The organism is Chryseobacterium sp. WLY505 (assembly GCF_030846215.1).
Lineage (GTDB): Bacteria > Bacteroidota > Bacteroidia > Flavobacteriales > Weeksellaceae > Chryseobacterium.
In genome coordinates, this window is record NZ_JAVCWI010000004.1 from 186,872 (window position 1) to 202,924 (window position 16,053).

Consider the following 16,053-nt stretch of genomic DNA (forward strand, 5'->3'; position numbering starts at 1 on the left):
TGATTATATGAAACAACCAATATCATACATTTTTTTATTCCTAGTTATATTATGTCAGTCTCAAACTTTAGAATTAAGAGATAAAAATCTTATTAGATATTATAAATTAATTAATGATGCAGAAAATGAGATTATTAATAATAATATGCTTAAAGCAAATAACTTATACAAAGAGGCATTTAGTGAATTTAAATATCCACATGCTAAAGATTTGCAAAATAGTATGACAGTTGCATTAAAAACAAATGATTTAGAAACAGCGTATACACATTATCAAACCTTAAAATGCTTAGGGAAAAAGTTTAATGATCATTTTATAGCAAATAATTTTAGAGATTCTGGGAAGTATAAAGAATTACCTTGTCAAAATACAATAGATTTGAATTATAGAAATAGTTTAGATTCTTTAGTTAATATAGATCAGTATTACAGAAGATTATCAAGAGGAAATTATCAAACATACAAGAATGAACTTACTAAAAATGATAGTATTGCTTCTATAAAGCTATTGAAGCTAATCAAAAAAAAAGGATTTCCTAATGAATATAATATTGGACTAGAAATGAAAAATTGGGTGTATTTTCATGACTTCTACCTTATCATTTGGCATCAATTAGCAAGTAATCTATATAGTCCTCAACGAGTAAACTTTTCAGATGAAATTATAAAAGCAGTGAATGAAGGCAAAATCAGACCTGATATTGCAGGTTTTCTGCTTGATTTAAATAATAATACAAGTAATTATTCGTACTTTAAAATCTCTCAATTTATCACAAATGATGGGAAAATTGATTGTTGTTATGTTAATAAAGATTTTTTAGCAGAAAACAGAACAGAAGTATCTTTAAAAAAAATAAGAGAGGTTAATGAGAAAAGGAAGCAAATAGGCTTGTCATCAACAGAAGATGAAATTCGTAAGAGTATTTTCAATTTGAATAATAAAGATTATGTTTTCTCAAATAATGTTATTGAGGGATGGAATTTTAACAATAGCAATGATGTTGAGAAATTTAAAAAGAACTTAATTAAGTTGGATGATACTGCTCATTAGTTTAGATAATGATACTATGACCGATGAGATTTGTACTTGGTTGTCTTATCAAAATAAAGAATTTGTTCGTCTAAGTGAGAACCAGCATATTAACAAAGTTTTTTTTGATTTTGAGAGCAATGTTTTCAAAATTTCTATTGAAGAAATTGAGTATAAATTAGAAGATTTTAAATCAGTATTCTATAGAAATGGGGGAGTTTATTTACTATTATTTCAAAGTAAATCGGGTTCGTGTCTTTGGAAATCTCTTTACCAAAGAAGTTAATAAGTTAGAAGTTTTGTTTTTGGCAAAATCTCTAGGCTTAAAAGTCCCTGATACTTATATTTTATCTAGATTAGATGACTTGGAGCAGATTAACATGACACACCCTTATATTACAAAGGCAGTCTCTGAAATGAAGCCTATTATTGTTGAAAATGACTTGTATCTGAATTATACACATGAAGTAGACTTAAGTAATATTCATGACAAAAAAGAAAGTATTATACCTTCATTAATCCAAAGAAAGATTGATTGTTTTTATGAAATAAGAGCATTCTTTTTTGAAAAGCAGATATGGGCAATTGCTACATTTGATTTTTCTGATAATGTTGATATTAGGAACATAAGGGAGAAGGACAAGAGATATCTACCTATTGCACTTCCATCAGAACTTATAAGAAAAATTTTAAAATTAGCAAAGAACCTGGACTTTAAGTGTGGAACAGTTGACTTGCTAAAGTCTCATGATGATTATTATTTTTTAGAAGTGAATCCATTAGGACAGTTTCACCAAGTTAGCCATTATGGAAACTATCAAATAGAAAAGCATATTGCAGATTTATTATGAAAGAAGAAAAAGAACTATGTCTTAAGGGAATTGAATTCTCTCTACAGGAATGGAAGAAAAGCAACAGTGTGTCTCAGGTTAAATATTCTAAAAATAAAGACAAAAAAAGTGGAAAAACTAAAATTTTCCGTTCACAAAAACATTATTCCCTTTTGTACTAAGTATGTTTTTAAAGTTATTTGACTCGGTTAAAATAACCAGAGGAGCTAAAAATGCTATTATTTTGGATGCTAGTACTAGGTTTTTGCAACTCATTCCGATTGCCTTTTTTGACTTACTATCAAATGAATATCAAAACTATGCCGTATTAAAAAAACAATTGGATAACGATAGCTTAGAGGCTTTAGAGGAGTATCTTAATTTTATTATAGACAATAAATTAGGAGTTATTCTGAATACAAAAAAAGAATTATCAACTTTTCAGAATACATCAGAATTTAAAGAACCCCCTTCTTTTGTTGATTATTTAATTTTGGATATCAACAATTCAGATGTCCTAGATGATGTGCTGTTACAACAAATTTGTGATTTGAGAATTAAATATCTACAAATCAGATTTTCAGAACTGGAATTAAACGATACAATAAAAGTAATTAGGAAATTGAGTTTGCTTAATGATTCTAGTATTAATGAAGTGTCTCTTGTGGCAAATTATGACTTGCAATTGGTTACATTTATCAAAGAGAATTACTATAGCATTTCAAATAAATTCCTCCATTTTATATTGCATTCATCGGATGAACAGGATTTTCAAACTTTAGACCATGTTCATTTGAGTATCATTAAAAATAAAATTACCATCCCTTTAAGTTGTGGATTGATTGATTTAAAAAATATCAATCTTAATCGTAACTTTTATCTCGAAGCCAAACAGCATAACACTTGTCTTAATAAAAAAATATCAATAGATGAAAAGGGCAACATTAAAAATTGCCCCTCCATGCCTCAAAGTTTCGGAAACATCAAGGATACAACATTAGAAAATGCTTTAAATCATTCTCAATTCAAAAAATATTGGAACTTAACCAAAGATAGTATTGACGTCTGCAAAGACTGTGAATTTCGTTACATCTGCACTGATTGCAGAGCTTACACCGAACAAACAAGTGTAGACAAAGAAGGTCTCGATATATCCAAACCTTTGAAATGTGGTTATAATCCTTATACTGGTGAATGGGAAGAATGGAGTACAAATCCCCTCAAACAAAAGGCAATTGAGCATTATAGGATGCGAAATTTTGTAAGTAAATAAATTATCTGTTTTCGAAATGGATATTTATATTTTTTTCTATTTAAATTATATATTTAGGAACATAAAAAGCCCTGCAATTCAAAATCACAGGGTTTATTGTTGAGAATAAAGTCTTTTTAACTTAAAATCTCACATGGTGCTATACAGATCACCCACGGACATCTTTTAATTCCCGGAGGTGGACAGCATGCTTCGGAACAGCTTACTGCTCCGCCATTAATACTTTTCAACTGATCTCTTGAAATTTTTTTAGAATTTTTCATAGTCAAGTAATTGCATTAAACGTAAGTTAAGGCTGGTTTCCACCACCACATCCGTCGTAAGGCATACATTGCCACTTACCACCGATTAAACATAGCTGACCACCTCTGCAGTCAATTCCACCCTTAATTGTTTTCAATTCCTGTCTTTCGATTTTCTTTAAATTTTTCATAATAATTTTTACGTTTAGTTCAATTCGAAATTAATCAAATTTTATCAACTATTGTAGAATTATTGTAAAAATATTTATTTTTAAATTGTTTAATTGCAGTGTATTTTATGTTTATTTCATAGAATTAAGTAAAATGATTTGCTGAGACTGGTTTTAAAACCAGTATTGAAAGAGTTTCCTGTTTCAATAAAATCTTGTCCTGTGACAAGTCCGTTTTCAGATTGACTTGGTAATTTTGATTAAGAGTTTAATTCACCAAATCTATAATATTATGAAAAGTTTATTCAAATTCTCTGCATTATTGGTCCTAACGGTTTTTCTGACAGCATCGAAGGTATATGGACAAAAAACAAAACCCTCTGAAAGTGGCTATGCGCCTGCCAACGGAATTAAAGTGTATTATGAAGTCTATGGTAAAGGAAAGCCTGTTGTGCTGTTACATGGTGCGTTCATGACGATTGATCTCAATTGGGGTGAGCTGATCCCGGAATTGTCTAAAAACAGAAAGGTAATAGCAATTGAATTACAGGGACATGGGCATACTCCCTTTTCGGAAAGGAAATTATCACACGCCACTTTGGCCAGTGATGTTACAAAGGTAATGGATTATCTGAAAATTGATAAAGCTGATGTTGCAGGATACAGCTTTGGTGGGGAGGTGGCCTATCAATTAGCGATACAAAGTCCGGAAAGGCTGAACAAATTGGTTATTATTTCGTCAACATATAAAACTAACGGCTGGCTGCCTGAAGTCAATAAGGCCCTGGAAGGAATGAAACCCGACCTCTTTAAAAACAGTCCTATGCATACTGCCTATAATGCTGTTGCACCAGATAAAACAAAATGGACACCATTTCTGGAGCAGATGATGGTGTCTGCCGGACAGCCTTTTGATCTTGGCGATACTAATATTTCTAAAATTCCGGTACCGGTTTTAATCATAGCTGGTGATAATGATGGACTGGACAAAACAGAACTCTCAAAAACCTATAAACTATTGGGAGGTGATGTTTTTGCGGACATGGGAGAAATGCCCAAATCTCAGTTAGCTATTGCTCCGGGGCAAACCCACGTGAGTCTGATGATGCAGACGGCAATGATTCTGAACTACCTGAATAATTTTTTAAAATAGCTTGAGGATGAATCCAAAATTTGAAGCAGGAATTAATATCGCTATAAAAATTCCCAAAAATAAATATGAAAAAACAGTTGCTTTCTACAGAGAAATTTTGAAATTAGAAGTGGAGGAAAGACCCATTAATAATCCTACGGTTTCCAGAACTCACGAGGTAAAATTCGGAAATAATATTATTTGGCTGGATTGTGTCGACAATTATACCCATTCCGAAACCTGGCTGCAGCTCACGGTTCCGGATGTAGAAGCGGCCACAGAATACTTACGGTCAAACGGTGTGGAAACCTGTGACGAGATTGAAGAACTTCCTGACAACATGCACTGGATTACTGATCCTGCAGGTACTGTGTTCAATGTACAGGAAAGAAAATAATAAAAGACAGAATAATGCAGAAAATTTTAATAACTTTAACCATCAAACCATTAAAATTTTAAAACATTCTCATGCAGACGAAACCATTCAATTTCATTGTAACCCTCTTTTTTCTGGTATTAAGTGTGACTGTATTTTCACAGAAAACAGCAGCTTTGAACTCTTTACTGGACAAAAATTCAGAATTTATATTTCCACAGACACCTGATAAAATATCAAAAGCACTAAATGTAAAAACCGTTTTTTATGAAGATGCCAATGAAGAAAAATATGCAAAATGGACCATGAAAACAGGGCTGGAGCTTTATTGTGGTCTTGGGAAAAATAACGCTGTCAATGAGATGTTTTTCGAAACTTCAGACAATACATCTTTAGTAGTGGAAGGGCTTCCTTTTGGCCTTGTCCTGAATAAAAGTACATTACAGGATAGTAAAACCAGGTTCACTCAATACAATGCTAAAACACAAAAATTAGGAGCTGACAGTGAATTCCCAGGTGGATCAAAACTGACTTTTAAAAAAGGAAAACATTATGCAACATTGTTTTTTGACAGTAAAAACAGGTTGAAATCATTAGGTTTAACACCAACGCTTGTTGATCGGGCAGCCAATTAAATACTGGAAAATTAAAATAGTAATAACATCCGTCATTATCGACGGATGTTTTTATATCTGAAGCAGATTAACGTAAAGCGAAAGCTATATCGTCAGCCCATGGTTATTCTTTACCTCAGCCATCACAAACGTACTGTGGGTACTCCCTATGGAATCTACCGATCCCAGCTTATTGAATACAAAATCCTGATAATGCTTCATATCTCTTACCTGAACTTTCAGAAGGAAATCAAAATCTCCGGAAATATTGTAGCATTCGGCAACTTCTTCAATTTCTAAAATCTCTTTTACAAAATCATAACCTACAGATCTGTCATGAATTTTGAGTTTGATCTGGCAGAAAACCGTAAATCCGCGGTTCAGTTTTTCAGCATCAAGAACCGCTGCATATCTTTTAACAAAACCATCCTGTTCCAGTCTTTTTACCCTTTCAAAAACAGGGGAGGTAGAAAGGTTTACTTCTTTTGCAAGTTCCTTAACGGTCAGTTTAGCATTTTTCTGGAGCAGCCTGAGCAGCTGTAAATCCTTATCATCGAGTTGTTCCACAGAATATTATTCTTTTAAATGATTAAAACAGTCAAATGTACAGAATTATATACTTTAATTTTAATTTTTAAAAGTTTAATTTGCTTAATTATTTAATATTGATTGTAGTTTTATTCTGTATTGCTAATTTTACACAAAATTAAAAACTTTTACTGATGACCATGGTTAAAGGTAAAAGTACAGTTCTTTACAGATACTTCATCAAACAGGAAAGGTTTTACTTAAGGTAGATTAATAGGGAATCGTGTGCAAATCACGAGCTGTCGCGCAACTGTAAGTAACACACCAAAGGTTTCTGTCCTTGCAGATCCACTGCCAAAAGCGGGAAGGATGACGGAAACTGTTACAAGTCAGGAGACCTGCCTTTACTGAATTGACAATGCTTTCGCGGTCTGAAGCTTTGAGGTCATACAGATGATATATCGGATTCGGGTATTTTCTTTTGTAAAGGAAATTACGCTGTCTGCTATGTCATGACTTTCCTGAAACTTCTTCCGATAAAACATTACGAAGCCTTTTAAAGAACTTTCCCGATAAGTTGAATTAAAAAGTTTAAAAAAATGCAAACTCACATTCTTGGCTATCCGCGTATTGGTAGCAAAAGAGAACTCAAAAAAGCCTGCGAGCAGTATTGGTCAGGTAAAATCCTTTTGGAAGAACTTCTGAATACAGGAAGAACTATCTGTAACCAAAACTGGAATATCCAGAAAGAAGCAGGCATAGACCTTATCCCATGTAATGATTTTTCATACTATGATCAGGTATTGGATATGAGCCTTGTTGTAGGAGCAATTCCAACACGTTATCATGAAGTAGTGCTTAAAAAGAACAATACTGAGTTGGATCTTTATTTTGCGATGGCAAGAGGCTATCAGAAAGACGGATTGGATATCACTGCCATGGAAATGACCAAATGGTTCGACACCAACTATCATTATATCGTTCCGGAATTTTATAAAAATCAACAGTTTAAACTGAGCTCAGATAAGATTTTCAATGAATTTGCAGGAGCAAAACAAGCGGGAATCAATGCAAAACCTGTAATTATCGGACTGGTTTCTTATCTGTTATTAGGAAAAGAAAAAGAAGAAGGCTTCGATAAATTGGATCTGGCTGGAAATCTTCTTCCTGTTTATATAGAGATTTTAACCAAACTTCAGGATCAGGGTGCAGAATGGATTCAGTTTGATGAACCTTTTCTGGCGTTGGATTTAACAGAAAAAGCCAAAGAAACTTATCTTTCTGTGTATGCCGAAATCAGAAAACGTTTCCCGAAACTGAAATTTATTGTAGCTACGTATTTTGACGGATTAAAAGACAATGCATCACTTGCAGTTTCCCTTCCGGTGAATACATTACATGTTGATCTGGTGAGAAATCCTGAACAGCTGGATGATATTCTGAATATTATTCCGGAAAGCTTAAGTCTTTCATTAGGCGTAATTGACGGTAGAAATATCTGGAAAAATGATTATGAAAAATCATTGTCTTTCATCAGAAAAGCTGTTGAGAAATTAGGATCTGAAAGGATCTTCATTGCACCATCATGTTCATTGCTTCATTCACCTTGTGACCTTGATTTTGAAACCAATCTTAATCCTGAAATTAAAAACTGGCTGGCTTTTGCAAAACAAAAAGTGACAGAAGTCGTAACACTTAAAGAACTGGCTTCCGGAACGGAAAATGAACAAATTCTTGAAGCATTCGAAGAAAATAAAAAAGCCATTGAAAGCAGAAAAACTTCTTCTCTTATCCATAATGATCAGGTAAAACAAAGAGCGAATGCCGTTACTGAAAAAGACGCTCAGAGAATAAATACCTTCAAAATCCGTAAAGAAGAACAGCAGGAAGTATTGCAGCTTCCATTATTTCCAACCACCACTATCGGATCATTCCCGCAAACCACAGAAGTAAGAAGCTGGAGAGCAAAATTCAAAAAAGGAGAGCTTACTGCAGAACAATATGATACCTTATTGAAACAGGAAACGCAGAGAACAATCCGCTGGCAGGAAGACATCGGAATCGATGTATTGGTTCATGGAGAATTTGAGCGTAACGACATGGTGGAATACTTCGGAGAACAGCTGGAAGGATTTGTATTCACTAAAAACGGTTGGGTACAAAGCTACGGAAGCCGTTGTGTGAAACCTCCTGTGATCTTTGGTGATGTTTCCCGCCCGACTCCGATGACCGTATATTGGTCTGAATATGCACAATCCCAGACTGAAAAATGGGTAAAAGGTATGTTGACAGGTCCGGTTACCATTTTACAGTGGTCTTTTGTACGTGATGATCAGCCTCGTTCAGAAACGTGTAAGCAGATTGCTTTGGCAATCCGTGACGAAGTGGTGGATCTGGAAAAAGCAGGGATCAGGATTATTCAGATTGATGAACCTGCGATCAGAGAAGGACTTCCATTAAGAAAAACAGACTGGCAGAATTATCTGAAATGGGCTGTGGAAGCGTTCAGAATTTCAGCAAGTGGAGTAGAAGATGCTACCCAAATCCACACGCATATGTGTTATTCGGAATTCAATGATATTATTGAAAACATTGCCGATATGGATGCTGACGTCATTACCATAGAATGCTCACGTTCTCAGATGGAACTGCTGAATGCTTTTGCAGATTTTAAATATCCGAATGAAATTGGTCCTGGAGTATACGATATTCACTCACCAAGAGTTCCGTCAAAAGAAGAAATGATTGAGCTGCTGAGAAAGGCTCAGAATGTCATTCCAGCCAATCAACTTTGGGTAAATCCTGATTGCGGGCTGAAGACAAGACATTGGGAAGAAACTGAAAAAGCTTTAATCGCAATGGTTGCCGCTGCTAAAGAAGCTTCAGTAGAATATGCTGTTTAGAAAAATTTAAAATAATTAGATTCAATAATTCAGATCGTGTTATGATTTTCATAGCACGATCTGTTATTTTTAAAGGTTAAAATAATGGATATCCTATAATATTCTATTCATTTTTATATTCTATTTTTGCAGCTCGGCAAATTTTGACATATGATCTTTTAAATTGATGTTAAAAGCTGAGCAAACTAATATACTATACATTAAAACCATGAAAGAAGCATTTCCTGAAATGAGATCGGAAACCTATAATCCTCAATACATTGCAGGAGTAAGGTGGAGTATTGTCATTCTTTTTGCTGCCGTTGCTGTTGTTTTACTGAGGTTTTTTATTGATGCTTTATCCGATCCTTCTACAGACATCGCTTCTGATATGATCTTTTTATTACTGTTTCTTATTGCAGGTTCACTGGCGGGTTGGCTGGTGTATGAAATGATGAGGAATCAGGATGAAAAAATCAGTGGTCTGCTCATCAATCATCAGGGAATTCTGTTTCTCAACAGGAATGATGAAGTGCTGTCAGTAATCAAATACTATGATTTGGTAAAGAGTGACAATCCCTATACAAAAGATATATTTTCAGAATCCAGAGCTTCCGGAAAGTATAGCGATTTCAGAAAGAATCTGTATGTTCATGAAAAAGATGAAAACAGAAACCCTCAAAAGAAACTGATCAATCTGGATGTGATTCCACTTAAAAACCGTTATGATCTTATCGGGCATTTTTTGAAAGGTATACATGTGTTTCGCCCGGATCTGAAAATCAATCCTGAAGTATATAAAGACTTTTATCTTGATGAAAAAACACTGCGTTACGCTCCGGAAAATCTTAAGAGCGATATGAAAGTGAAAATCATTACAATAGCAGTCGTTATTCTGGTGATTCTTGCCTTTAGGTATTTCTTTTTAGAGGAAGTCTAAGTTATTTTGCCTGTAATGCGCTTGGCGGATAGCCAAACTGTTTTTTAAACGCAAACGAGAAATGGGATAGATTTTCAAATCCAAGATCCAGATAAATATCAGAAACGGATCTTCCTTTTTGAGTAAGCAGAAAATGGGCTTCCTTTAATCTTCGAAGCTGCAGCCATTGTCTCGGAGGGACTCCGAATATCTTTTGAAAATCTCTTTTGAACGCAGACAGACTTCTCCCCGTTAAGTAAGCAAAACGCTCTACATTGACATTGAAATGAAAGTTTTTATTCATAAAAGATTCAATGTCAATTTTATATGGTTCAGAAAAGTCAAATAAAATATCCTTAAGACCCGGATCATAATTCAACAGCAAGAGGAGGGCTTCTTTTTGTTTAAGCCGAAGAATTTCCTCAGAAGCAGGAAGGTCTTCATAAGGCAATAATGAATACATAAAAGAATGTAATGCCTTTTGCTCAGGTTTTATATAGGCAGGAACATTGTCTTTCTTTTCGGCCTGATATCCATACTCGCGGCTGAAATCATGAAGCATGGCATCATCAAAATAGATGGATATCGTTCTGATTTCTCCATTTTTAGGAGGATATTTGGCGAATTTCAATAAACTGTTTTTTCTCGCAGAATAGAGTTCTCCTTCTTTAAAAATTGTTTTTGTGATCCCGTCATTCAGTTCCATTTCTCCGGAAAGAACAAGCCCCAGACTGTGAATCCGCGCAAACTGTTCTCCTTCCCTGAATTCTGAAAAATGGCAGGAATAATTGATGGGAAAAGGAATATTATTTTCGCTCATAGCTCAGGCAGGTATTTTTGATAGATTCTTATTCAAACTTACAAAACTTTTTAGGATGATAGAATCTTCACAGCAAAACAATCATAAGAATATTTTGCTGTGAAGAATATCAGATTAAACAAGAATTGCTTTGGGTTCCAGGTAAGCTTCCAATCCGAATACACCAAACTCACGCCCGATACCGCTTTGCTTGAAACCACCGAAAGGAGCATAAGGATCATGGGCAAACCCATTAATACAGATTCTTCCGGCATCAATCTGTGCGGCTACACGCTCGGCATGTTCCTGACTGGCAGAGCTGATATAAGCCGCCAGACCATAGGTGGTATCATTGGCAATGGCAATGGCTTCCTCTTCATTGGTATAAGGAATAATAGACAGTACAGGTCCGAAAATTTCCTCCTGAGCAATACGCATATCATTACGAACATTAGTAAAGATGGTCGCTTTTACAAAATTACCGTTTTCAAGGCCTTCCGGTTTACCTTCACCTCCTGCAAGCAGAACTGCTCCTTCTTCCTGTCCCAGACGGATATAATTTTGTACTCTTTCAAACTGTTTGGCACTTACCATCGGGCCTACAAGAGTGTCTTCTTCGTTAGGTTTTCCTACTTTTACCTGTCCTGCAGCTTTTTTAGCAAGTTCATTTACTTCCTCCAGCCTGTTTTTCGGAACAAGAAGCCGGGTAGGAGCAATGCATGCCTGTCCGTTGTTCATATAAGCTCCGAAAACAGCCATAGGAACCGCTTTATCAAGATCAGCATCTTCAAGAATAATATTAGGAGACTTTCCGCCAAGTTCTAAGGTTACTCTTTTCATGGTATCTACCGCTCCTTTGGCAATTGCTTTTCCCGTTAATGTAGATCCTGTGAAAGAGATTTTTGCGATATCAGGATGCTGTGTAATTTCATTTCCTACCACATTTCCTAACCCGTTGACAATATTGAAAACTCCTTCCGGTAGGCCTGCTTCATGAAAACATTCTGTAAGCATTTGGGTTTGTACTGCACTCATTTCACTGGGTTTGATGACGGCTGTACATCCGGCAGCAATGGCAGTGGCCAGTTTATTACAGATGAAGCTGTTGCTGGCATTCCATGGAGTGATAATCCCAACGACACCTAAAGATTCAAAACGTACTTTAGAATGTCCTACTGTTCTTTCAAAATCATAAGATTCTAAGGTATTGATGGTGGTTGTAAAGGCAGAAATTGCATTTTGAACACTCATTCTGCAGAACTGTAATGTTCCGCCATATTCATTCACCATAGCCAGAACCAGCTCATCTTCTCTTTTACTTACCGCTGCATGCAGTTTTTTAAGAAGGCTTATTCTCTCTTCTTTAGTTGTTTTTGAAAATGTTTTAAAAGCTTTTTTTGCTGCTGCGATAGCCATTCGGGTATCTTCTTCATTTCCCAGAATTACTTCTCCTGTTTTTTGATTGGTAACAGGACTGATAAGATCAAAAGTTTCTGTTCCTTTTGGCGTAACAAATTCGCCGTTGATGTAAATTTTATTAATCTGTCTCATTTTGATGATTTTAATACCACAAAGTTCGGCAGAAAAGGAAAGGAGAGGTTTGTTGTATAGTTCAATTTTTCTTTGTTGTATGGTTCATTTTAAAAGCTTTGAATTTTTACTTTTTGAATTTATATATGAAAATGTTTTGTTCTTCAATAAAATTAACTACTTTTATCATAACCAAGTAAATAACTCGTTTTGAGAACCACTCTTAAACTTATTTTCGCTTAGTATCAGTCTCCGTAACCACAGGCTGATCGTTCTTTCGTTTGGGTAATTCTGCCCGAACAGGTTTTTATTTCATCATATTATTTATCGTATTACCTGTAAAGGGTGATTTTATCTGCTGTTTTAGCTTTGAGTATTAATCAAAACTGAAATACACAGTAAGGTATGGGCTTAAGAAATAATCTTTGAGCTATAATCCGGATGCATATGATCCCTTGTAATGCGTGAATACTATGGAAAAAATCCAACAAAGAATTTTAAGCACGATTATAAGTAATGAACACCCAACATATCTGGGAGGTAAAAGCGAAAAATACTCCCTTACTCAAAAAGAAATGCAATCAATGTAGCAGCGACAGATTTCAATGCAGTGATAAATTCAGACTGAATGCTCAGAAAAAGAATATTGATATATGGCTGATTTACCGATGTGTAAAATGCAACAACACCTATAATATGACGGTGTTTTCAAGAATCAGAACAGAATCCATCAGTAAAGAAGTATTCAACAAATTGTCAGAAAACAATACGGAAATGGCCTGGCAATATGCTTTTTCACAGGAGATAATAAGAAAAAATAATGTAGAGGCCGACTGGGAAAGTGTGGAATATGAAATTCTATATCCCAACCTTCCAGTAGAAGATCTTATCAATATGGACAGCGAGATAGTTTCTTTTCAAATACAGTCTCTTTTTAATTTTAATAGGAGAGTTTCAACGGTACTCAGAACCTGTTTAGGCCTTTCATCCTCTAAATTGAACTTCCTGCTTGATTCAGGTACGGTTTATTTTAATCAAAAACCTTTGCAGAAGAAATATAAAATTACCAACGGCGATCGTATCGAGATCAACAGGCATGCATTGATTAATACATACCTTATGGGAAAAGAAGATTTTTTTCTCAATACAGCAGATGATCAATAATTAAAAAGCCTTCCGGTTATTAAGCGGGAGGCTTTTTATTGATACTCACTTTGGTTTTTAAAAAAATTAATTTGTTTGTACAAAGTTGGCTATCCGCATGTCATTTAGTCATATGAGACGTTTCTGATCCTTCTGATATTGAGTTCATAATAGATCTGGTGGTATCTCATTGGGATTAATCCCATTTATTTTGGGTAGAAACTGCATATTTTCCTGCTCCGGTAAAGAAAAAGCTTAAACTTACAAGCATATAAATTACAAGAAGTTCCAAAGCCCAGCCTCCGAATTCATTAAGTTTGAAAATATTGGCTGTTTGTGCCAGAATAGTAGCCGTGAAACAATTGGCAGCAAAGATCAACCCTGCCAGACGAGCCCGGAATCCTATGATCAGCAGGACAGGAGCTATAATTTCTCCGGCAAACACACCGTATGCAAAAAATGATGGCAGACCGTGCATGGTCATCATATCTTCAATGAACCCAACTCCATGGATTAGTTTACTGATTCCATACACCGACATGGGAAATGCAATTGCTATTCTGGTGATAAGTAGTCCTAAATCAATGTTCTTTTTCATTTCTTATAATTATTTAAAAGTTATATTTTACAAATGCCCCGATATTTTCCAGGGTCTTTTTTGCGTTGTTAAACTGGTCGAAATTGGAAGCCAGTCCGTACATCATTTTATCGTGTCTTATTCCCAGTCTGACAAACTGCAGCCCTCTGGGATATCCGCTGTCATCAATATTCCCAATAGCGAGTACACTGAAATATCCTTTGAAATTTTCTGTCAGATACGGTGTATATTCAAATGAGATGGACTGTTCCAGGGAAAATCCTTTCTGATACGTAGTTCCTATAGAATAGGAGAGAGAATAAGAGGGTTGGATAATTTTATACTGCAGATAAGCACTGAAAAATGCTCCCGGGTTTTTCATTCCCAATGCAGCATTGGCACTCAGTCTTTTGGTAAGATTATACGAGAGAGTATTTCTGATGAAGAATATATTTTCCTTGTCCCTGGTATACTCTGTATCAAATAGGGTAAGATTATTCAATTTCAACTGTTCATTCAGCTGATAATTGATATTGTGCATATAAGTATAGGAGCGGTGTCCTAAAACAAGATCCGGGGTATAGGAAAGTTTCTGTGCATTCAGGTTCAGGGAAGCTGATGCAAGAGCTGTTATAGCGATAATTTTTGCCTTCATATTTCACTCATTAAATTTCTGTGAGCAAAATTATTCAGGCCGGAACGGAATAAACTTAAGAAATCTTAAGAAACGTCAGACAGGTGTTTTTTTCTCAGATAGCTTAGATATTCTACCGTTATTCCAAGGTAGGAAGCAATCATATATTGAGGAAAGCGCTGTTCAATATTTCGGTAGGTAGTAACAAATGTGCGGTATTTGGTGTAGGCATCAACACGGGAATGTTCAAAGGTTCTTTCCTGTAAAGTAACATAGGCAGACTGCATTTTCAGACGCCAGAATTCTGAGACAGCCGGAACTTCTTTGTACAATGATTCCAGATTATTTTTACTGATCTGGATGATGGTGGTATCTTCATTGGCCTGAATAAACATTCTCGAAGGTAATTCACTCAGATAGCTGTAAAGATCATTCACCCACCAGTTTTCAATGCCCAGCTGAGTGGTATTTTCTTTTCCTTTTTCATCAATATGATAGGCATACAGACTTCCCTGTGCAATGAAGCGCATGTGTCTGGAAACCTGTCCTTCGCGAAGCAGATAATCTTTCTTTTTAAGTTGTATGATTTCTAATCTGGAAGTAATACAGTCAATATCTTTTTCTTCTAAAAAGACGATTTCCTTAAAGTGCTCTATGAGTTGCGAAAGTATTGTATCTGTATTCATTGCGGGATTGTGTGCGTATAGCGTACAGATACAAATTTACAGAAATATTAAATTATTCCTGTTGAAATGACACAATGATACATAAGAAGACCACAATTTACGGGCTAAATTGTGGTCTTCCTCAACTAAGAACTATTTAACTACGATTCTGTTTTCAAATAACCATAATGTAAAACAGTTTCCTTTCCGAATAAGCTTGAGAAAATATTCTGAAACTCATGGATGTATTTACACTTTATGGCGTTCCCGTATATCTTTAATCCTTCCAGTATTTTTCTGGAACTCAGGTCTATGTCATATTTTATGAAAGATTCCGGTCTTTCATACCGGATACTCTGCTCGGAACTGTACGTTCTTAAGAATCCAAGCTTTTCAAGCCATTCTTCAGTGATCTTAATAGGTTTGATGGAGGCTGCCGGAACTGAAATACTTTGAATATCATTTTCAATTTTAACAAAATAAGCCTGTTCGACATTTTGAAAGATCTCAGTAATGGTATAAATCTGATTTTTATACTCAACCAAGTTCTTGATTTTTAGATCTGCTACGTTCATAATATTTTGATTTTAAATGGTGATATTGTCTTTAGTAAAATAGCAAATAGTATGCCCGACATTGCATTGTTAAATCTTGTTTTGAATGATTTTAGGTTAAATTTTTGATATAAAAAATTAATAATACGTTAAAA

The 16,053-nt window shown here is 35.0% G+C and carries 18 protein-coding genes and 1 riboswitch; of the genes, 9 read left to right on the forward strand and 9 right to left on the reverse strand.

Annotated elements, in window-relative coordinates:
• Nucleotides 1-7: 7 nt before the first annotated feature.
• From RAH34_RS11155 to gwsS, 3 genes are all read left to right on the forward strand, one after another.
• On the forward strand, nucleotides 8-1,051 hold the full coding sequence (locus RAH34_RS11155; RefSeq protein WP_306596197.1) for a hypothetical protein: 1,044 nt from the start codon (nucleotides 8-10) through the stop codon (nucleotides 1,049-1,051).
• Between the two features lie 188 nt (nucleotides 1,052-1,239).
• Nucleotides 1,240-1,881 carry a hypothetical protein gene (locus RAH34_RS11160; RefSeq protein ID WP_306596198.1) on the forward strand — a complete coding sequence of 214 codons (642 nt, stop codon included), beginning with the start codon at nucleotides 1,240-1,242 and terminating at the stop codon, nucleotides 1,879-1,881.
• A 163-nt stretch (nucleotides 1,882-2,044) separates the two neighbouring features.
• Nucleotides 2,045-3,133 carry a grasp-with-spasm system SPASM domain peptide maturase gene (gene gwsS, locus RAH34_RS11165; protein WP_306596199.1) on the forward strand — a complete coding sequence of 363 codons (1,089 nt, stop codon included), beginning with the start codon at nucleotides 2,045-2,047 and terminating at the stop codon, nucleotides 3,131-3,133.
• Nucleotides 3,134-3,249: 116 nt separating this feature from the next.
• Here gwsS and RAH34_RS11170 read toward each other — a convergent pair whose 3' ends face one another.
• Both RAH34_RS11170 and RAH34_RS11175 read right to left on the reverse strand, forming a co-directional pair.
• A complete protein-coding gene (locus tag RAH34_RS11170) occupies nucleotides 3,250-3,396 on the reverse strand; it encodes a hypothetical protein (RefSeq protein ID WP_165835290.1) in 147 nt (48 codons plus the stop codon).
• 26 nt (nucleotides 3,397-3,422) lie between these two features.
• Entirely contained in the window at nucleotides 3,423-3,566 is a 144-nt protein-coding gene (locus RAH34_RS11175; RefSeq protein ID WP_002980068.1) for a hypothetical protein, read from the reverse strand.
• Nucleotides 3,567-3,837: 271 nt separating this feature from the next.
• Here RAH34_RS11175 and RAH34_RS11180 point away from each other — a divergent pair, with 271 nt between their 5' ends.
• The 3 genes from RAH34_RS11180 (at nucleotide 3,838) to RAH34_RS11190 (ending at nucleotide 5,688) form a co-directional block, all read left to right on the forward strand.
• Nucleotides 3,838-4,698: an alpha/beta fold hydrolase gene (locus RAH34_RS11180; RefSeq protein WP_306596201.1), complete on the forward strand. Its 861-nt coding sequence runs from the start codon at nucleotides 3,838-3,840 to the stop codon at nucleotides 4,696-4,698.
• Between the two features lie 7 nt (nucleotides 4,699-4,705).
• Entirely contained in the window at nucleotides 4,706-5,074 is a 369-nt protein-coding gene (locus tag RAH34_RS11185) for a VOC family protein (protein ID WP_306596202.1), read from the forward strand.
• Nucleotides 5,075-5,145: 71 nt separating this feature from the next.
• Nucleotides 5,146-5,688: a hypothetical protein gene (locus RAH34_RS11190; protein WP_306596203.1), complete on the forward strand. Its 543-nt coding sequence runs from the start codon at nucleotides 5,146-5,148 to the stop codon at nucleotides 5,686-5,688.
• A gap of 84 nt (nucleotides 5,689-5,772) precedes the next feature.
• Here RAH34_RS11190 and RAH34_RS11195 read toward each other — a convergent pair whose 3' ends face one another.
• A complete protein-coding gene (locus RAH34_RS11195) occupies nucleotides 5,773-6,234 on the reverse strand; it encodes an Lrp/AsnC family transcriptional regulator (RefSeq protein WP_079241360.1) in 462 nt (153 codons plus the stop codon).
• 195 nt (nucleotides 6,235-6,429) lie between these two features.
• A riboswitch (cobalamin riboswitch) is annotated at nucleotides 6,430-6,616 on the forward strand.
• Nucleotides 6,617-6,794: 178 nt separating this feature from the next.
• On the opposite strand from RAH34_RS11195, the gene metE reads away from it, so the two are divergent.
• Complete coding sequence (gene metE, locus RAH34_RS11200) at nucleotides 6,795-9,098, forward strand: 5-methyltetrahydropteroyltriglutamate--homocysteine S-methyltransferase (protein ID WP_306596204.1); 2,304 nt, start codon at nucleotides 6,795-6,797, stop codon at nucleotides 9,096-9,098.
• Nucleotides 9,099-9,306: 208 nt separating this feature from the next.
• Nucleotides 9,307-10,017 carry a hypothetical protein gene (locus RAH34_RS11205; RefSeq protein WP_306596205.1) on the forward strand — a complete coding sequence of 237 codons (711 nt, stop codon included), beginning with the start codon at nucleotides 9,307-9,309 and terminating at the stop codon, nucleotides 10,015-10,017.
• A gap of 1 nt (nucleotide 10,018) precedes the next feature.
• Here RAH34_RS11205 and RAH34_RS11210 read toward each other — a convergent pair whose 3' ends face one another.
• Nucleotides 10,019-10,816 carry an AraC family transcriptional regulator gene (locus RAH34_RS11210; protein ID WP_306596206.1) on the reverse strand — a complete coding sequence of 266 codons (798 nt, stop codon included), beginning with the start codon at nucleotides 10,814-10,816 and terminating at the stop codon, nucleotides 10,019-10,021.
• Nucleotides 10,817-10,930: 114 nt separating this feature from the next.
• Nucleotides 10,931-12,346 (reverse strand): aldehyde dehydrogenase family protein, encoded by a 1,416-nt coding sequence (locus tag RAH34_RS11215; protein WP_306596207.1) that lies wholly within the window; start codon nucleotides 12,344-12,346, stop codon nucleotides 10,931-10,933.
• Nucleotides 12,347-12,841: 495 nt separating this feature from the next.
• On the opposite strand from RAH34_RS11215, the gene RAH34_RS11220 reads away from it, so the two are divergent.
• Nucleotides 12,842-13,489 (forward strand): DUF1062 domain-containing protein, encoded by a 648-nt coding sequence (locus RAH34_RS11220; protein WP_306596209.1) that lies wholly within the window; start codon nucleotides 12,842-12,844, stop codon nucleotides 13,487-13,489.
• Between the two features lie 175 nt (nucleotides 13,490-13,664).
• Here the strand turns inward: RAH34_RS11220 and RAH34_RS11225 are convergent, their stop codons facing one another.
• The 4 genes from RAH34_RS11225 to RAH34_RS11240 form a co-directional block, all read right to left on the reverse strand.
• Nucleotides 13,665-14,066 (reverse strand): DoxX family protein, encoded by a 402-nt coding sequence (locus tag RAH34_RS11225; RefSeq protein ID WP_306596210.1) that lies wholly within the window; start codon nucleotides 14,064-14,066, stop codon nucleotides 13,665-13,667.
• Nucleotides 14,067-14,079: 13 nt separating this feature from the next.
• Nucleotides 14,080-14,700, reverse strand: a complete 621-nt coding sequence (locus RAH34_RS11230; RefSeq protein WP_306596211.1) for a hypothetical protein — start codon at nucleotides 14,698-14,700, stop codon at nucleotides 14,080-14,082.
• Nucleotides 14,701-14,765: 65 nt separating this feature from the next.
• A complete protein-coding gene (locus tag RAH34_RS11235) occupies nucleotides 14,766-15,365 on the reverse strand; it encodes a Crp/Fnr family transcriptional regulator (protein ID WP_306596212.1) in 600 nt (199 codons plus the stop codon).
• A 140-nt stretch (nucleotides 15,366-15,505) separates the two neighbouring features.
• Nucleotides 15,506-15,919 (reverse strand): hypothetical protein, encoded by a 414-nt coding sequence (locus tag RAH34_RS11240; protein ID WP_114822542.1) that lies wholly within the window; start codon nucleotides 15,917-15,919, stop codon nucleotides 15,506-15,508.
• Nucleotides 15,920-16,053: the final 134 nt, after the last annotated feature.